Below are 5072 nucleotides of genomic sequence, written 5' to 3' on the forward strand. Positions count from 1 at the left end.
GGGCACCGATCGCCGAGGCCGTCACCGGCAGCACCTTGACGGCACTGTCGAACGTGTTGACGTCCTGCCCGGGAGCGCCGCCGTTCAGCGGGAAGGCGTCGACGACCGGGTCGATGTCCGGGTCGTCGGCAGCCTGGGCGGCCTTGGCGAGGTCGATCGTCGTGACGAGCGTCGCGTCGACCACGGACGACTTCGCGTCGTACACGAGGTAGTCGTCCTTGCCGTCGCCGTTCGTGTCGATGAACACCTCGACGTTGGTCACGGCGCCGGGGTTGGCGTCGGGACCGGCGGTCTGCACACCGAAGGCGAGGGTGTCCGACGCCTTGTCGTAGCTCACGCCGTAGGCACGGACGTCAGCGGCCTTGAGCGACTGCGACGCCGAACCGGCCGGGAACGACTCCACGGCGTCCGTCCCACCGAGCACGAACGGCGCGACCGCGGCGTGGTAGCCCGAGGTCAGGCCGCCCTGGTCGACCGTGCGGCCGCTCAGTGCGAGGTTCGCGGTCTTCTGCGGGCCGGTGAACGTCACGCCCGAGCCACGCACGGCACTGACCGGCTTCGGCGCGACGTACGTGCCGAGACGGAGCGGGTCGAGCGTCTTGTCGGTCGGGGTGAAGGTCACGAGACCGGTGGCGGCCGTGACGAACTCACGCTGGTAGCCCTGCTGCACCGACTCCTGGGTGGGGTCGATGACGCGACGGAGCTGCGTGGGGTCGGTGACGGTGAACGTCAGGTCCACGACGGCACCGCGACCGGGGCCGACGGTGACGCGCTTCGTGCTGAGCGAGAACGCGACGCCCGGCTGGGCCACCTGCGGCTGGTAGGCCACGTCGTAGGTGTGGGCCGACGAGTCGGTGTTCTGGATGAGGAGCGACCGGGTCTGGCTGGTCTTTCCGGCGACCTCGACGACACCGAACGAGGCGGTGACGAGCTGGCCGTTCTCGACGCTCTTCACGGTGGTGTCCGCGGTCACGGCCTGCAGGGCGTCGACGCGACCGGTGCCCTGGCGCAGCAGGGTCGCCGTGCGGGAGCCGTCCTTGACGTCGTGCGTGGCCGTGTTCATGAGCGCGGCCTTGACGTCCGGCGCCGACCAGGTCGGGTGCGACTCGAACGTCAGCGCGGCGATGCCCGCCACGTCCGGCGTCGCCATCGACGTGCCGCTCATCGACATGCGGTCGTCACCGGTGCCGTTGGCCGCCGAGATCACGTTGACACCGGGGCCGGCGATGTCCGGCTTGACGATGTCGCCGAACGAGCCGTGGACACCGCGGCTGGTGAACGACGCGAGCGTGTTCACGGCCTCGGGGTCGGTGGCGAGCTCGAAGCCCTTGAGCTCGTCGGCGAACTTGACGTGCAGGGTCCCCGCCTTGGCCGAGGCCGCGAGGCTCGTCACGCTGTCCTTGGTCAGCTCGGCACCCGGGATGGTCGCGTTGCCCGCGATGCCCGAGCTGAAGGTGTTGATCGTCCCTGCGAGGAGCACGCCGACACCGCCGGCTGCCTGGACGTTGTTGAAGCGTGTCCCGGATCCGCACTCGAGCGCGGCGTCGGTCCACTTCAGCCAGACGACCTTGCCGGAGATCGCCGCGGCGTCCGCGCCCGTGAAGGGCGTGCAGCCGTCGACGTTCGTGGTCGGGACGACGACGTCACCCTCGACCGGCAGCGTGCCCTGGAAGTTCTGGGAGTACTGCGCGCGGTACGTCTTCGCGACCGCGGACGGGGCGGTCACCTGGACGCCGTCGTAGAGCGACTGGCCGGTGGCGCTGGCGGCGACCGTCAGTGCGCCCTCGGCGTTGCCGGGCGAGCCACCGATGTCGGTGAAGTCGTCGGCGTTGCCCGAGGCGATCACCGGCAGCACACCGCGGGCGGTGAGGGCGTCGATCTTGGCGTTGTCGGGGTCGTCCGGTGCGCCGTAGTCGGAGCCGAGCGACAGGTTGAGGACGTTGATGTCCTTGCCCTCGGTCAGCGCCTGGCCGACCCAGTCGAGCGCGGCACCGGTGAGGTCGGTCGAGCCGCCGCCGTCGCCGAACACCTTGAGGGCGTAGAGGCCGGCCTCGGGCGCGGTGCCCGGACCGATCCACATGTCCTGCACCTGCTGCGTCGTGAGCTTGGTGTAGTCGCCGTCGAAGGTCTTCTTGTCGGCGTCGAGCCCGTAGCCGGCGATCGTGCCGGACACGTGCGTGCCGTGGTCGCCGCCCTTGCCGTCGATCGGGTTGTCGTCCGGTGCGGGGACCGGCTGGTAGGTGTCCGGGTCGCTCGGGTCCGCGTTGTAGGTCGGACCGGCGAAGTCGTAGCCGCCGAGGAACTTCTCGGGGTCGTAGGAGCCCGCCGCAGGTGCGCTCGTCGAGTCGAGCGCCGCCTGGTACGCGGCGGTGGTGCCGGGGCCACCGAAGTCCGCCTGGGTGTAGTCGAGGCCGGTGTCGAGCACGGCGACGTTCACGCCCTTGCCGGTGTGCCCCGTCTGCTGCCAGGCGTTGAGCGCCCGCGTGTAGACGTCGCTCGCCGCGTTCTTCGGGCTGACGCCGTCGGCTCCCGGCTTCACGAGACTCGGGTCGACGCCGGACGGGGCCGCCGAGGCGTCCTTGTTCACCGTCGGCTCGACGACCTTCTTCGGCGTGAGCGGGATGATGCTCGCGACGTCGGAGCGCTCGGCGACCTTGCGGAGCGCCTCGACGTCGGCGACGACGGCGATGCCGGGCACGGTGTACTCGGTCGAGTAGAGCTCGGTGGCCTTCGCGTCGGACTGCTTGACGGCGGCGCGGACGGCGGCGACGGTCGAGCCGATCGCCTTGACGCGCTGCTTGGCGGCGGAGGACTGCGTCTTCGACCGTGTGAGGTCGCCGCCCTTCGCCTTCGCGTCGACCTCGAGGGCACCCTGGCCGGTCGTCCGCACGAACGCGGCGATCGTCTTCTGGGGCTTCGCGTCACGCAGCGGTGCCGCGATCTTCAGGTCGGCGGGCGAGAGGCCGGACGGGGCCGCGGACGCCGCCCCTCCGACGGCGAGCCCACCGCACGCGAGGGCCGCGGCGGCGATGCCGGCGGTCAGCACGCGTGCGATGCGATGCGGGTTCGGGTTCGGGTTCGGGTTGTCGTTCGGTGTTGCACGGTTCAAAAGGCGCACTCCTGGCTCCGTCCGTGTTCTTCATGGAATTGCTGTGAAGTTATGCGTTCGCTCTCAGGGTGCGCAGTCCGCACTTTGGGGGACTGCCCCCGAACGGGGGTGTCGGATCGAATAACTTGCACACACGTGTGCACGTTATTACGATGGTGCTCGTGACCACTCCCGACCAGTCCGTCCGCGCCCCCCGCCGGGACGCGACCGAGAACCGGGCCGCCCTGATCGAGGCGGCCAAGACCGCGCTGCAGGCCGATCCGGACGTCCCGCTCGAGACCATCGCGTCGGCCGCCGGACTCTCGCGACGTGCGGTCTACGGACACTTCCCGTCGCGGGACGACCTCGTGCGCGAGGTCGTCACGGCCGGGGCCGCGCGGGTCGCCGGCGCGATGCCCACCGCCGCCGACCTCGAGGCACTCCCCCCGGCCGCCCGGCTCGCCGCCATCGCGGTGACGCTCTGGTCCGAGGTGTCCCACGTCCGGTCGATGGCCCGGGTCGCAATCCGCAGCCCGTTCAGCGAGTCCGTGGCCGAGGTCTTCGCACCGCTGCGCGCCCAGGTCCGCGAGGCCTGTGCCCTCGGGATCGCCGACGGCACCATGCGCGACGACGTCGACCCGGCCACCCTCGGCCGGCTCGTCGAGGGCGCGTGCATCGCCGTGCTCGACGAGGCCACCCGCTCCGGCACCTCCGACGAGGACGGACGCCGCATGGTCGTCCTCTCCGCGCTCGGGATGGCGGGCATCGACTGGCGTACGGCGTCCCTGTCCGAGCCCGCCGCACCCGCGACCACCACGAAGGCCTCCCCAGAGAAGGACCGCGCATGACCCTCGAACTCGACCACGTCGGCATCGGCGAGGAGCCCGGTGCCGCACTGCCCGTCGTCTCCGCCGTCGCCGCACCCGGCCGTCCGGGCGTCGTCGCCGTCGAGACCGAACAGGCACCGGTGCTCGCCTCGCTCGTCGCCGGCGGTCGCATGCGTCCGGAGACCGGTCGGGTCCTGCTCGACGGGCACGACGACGACGCCGCGGTACGCCGCACCTTCGCCCTCGTCGACACCCCCGGCGTCGCCGAGCCCTTCCCCGTCCTGACCGTCAAACGCGTCGTACGCGAGGAGCTCGCCTTCGCCGGGCAGCGACCCTCCCGCGAACACGTCGACACGGTGCTCGACGAACTCGGGCTGCGGGAGCACGCCGACACCCCGGTGCAGCGCGTCCCCACCGACGTGCGGGTCCGACTGCTCGCCGAACTCGCCCTGCTGCGGGACGGCGTGACCGGGCTCGTGGTCACCTCGCCCGAGCGGCACGGCGGCGCCGTGGAGGGGTGGTTCGCGGTCGTGCGCGACGTCGCCCGCCGCGGTGTGACCGTCCTGCTCGTGACCTCCAAGGCCGCAGCCGCGACCGTCGAACACCTGCTCGACACGATCGAGCCGCTCGACACCACCCAGACCGAGGACCCCGAGGACGTGGCCCGACCCGACGGAGACGACCCGCGCCTCCAGTCCGAGACCGACCACCTGCCCACGGAGGCGACCGCGTGACCACCACCTCGCTCGTCCGCGCCGAACTGGCGCGACTCACCGCGACCCCGCTCGCACGACTCGCGTTCATCGCGCTCATGATCGTGCCGCTGCTGTACGGCGGCGCCTACCTCTGGGCGAACCGCGACCCGTACGCGAAGCTCGACCAGGTGCCGGCCGCCATCGTCGACCAGGACGCCGGCGCGACGCTCGACGGCGACCGGGTCGACTACGGCAAGGACGTCACGAAGGAGGCCATCGACGGTGCCGACTTCAAGTGGACGGAGACGACCGCGGCCGACGCGCGCTCCGGCGTCCGGAACGGCACGTACGACTTCGTCGTGACGATCCCGCACGACTTCTCGGAGTCCCTCGTCTTCGCACAGTCCGACGACCCGAAGCGTGCCGAGCTCGTGATGACGACGGCGGACACGAACTCTTACC

Annotated in this window: 4 protein-coding genes; 3 read left to right on the plus strand and 1 reads right to left on the minus strand. The window is 71.4% G+C overall.

All coding sequences use genetic code 11. The annotated features are described in order from the left end of the window. Positions 1-3109 (minus strand): S8 family peptidase (locus I5E_RS06065; RefSeq protein ID WP_022906204.1); only part of this gene is annotated, 3109 nt, incomplete at its 3' end. Between the two features lie 161 nt (positions 3110-3270). Here I5E_RS06065 and I5E_RS06070 point away from each other — a divergent pair. The 3 genes from I5E_RS06070 to I5E_RS06080 all read left to right on the plus strand — a co-directional run. Next, entirely contained in the window at positions 3271-3936 is a 666-nt protein-coding gene (locus I5E_RS06070) for a TetR/AcrR family transcriptional regulator (RefSeq protein ID WP_049973454.1), read from the plus strand. Further along, positions 3933-4649 (plus strand): hypothetical protein, encoded by a 717-nt coding sequence (locus I5E_RS06075; protein ID WP_022906206.1) that lies wholly within the window; start codon positions 3933-3935, stop codon positions 4647-4649. Before I5E_RS06070 ends, I5E_RS06075 begins: the two co-directional genes overlap by 4 nt. Next, positions 4646-5072, plus strand: a 427-nt coding sequence (locus I5E_RS06080) for a YhgE/Pip domain-containing protein (RefSeq protein ID WP_031261706.1), incomplete at its 3' end; no start/stop codon positions are given. The genes I5E_RS06075 and I5E_RS06080, both read left to right, overlap by 4 nt.

The organism is Curtobacterium sp. B18 (genome assembly GCF_000333375.1).
Classification (GTDB): Bacteria; Actinomycetota; Actinomycetes; order Actinomycetales; family Microbacteriaceae; genus Curtobacterium.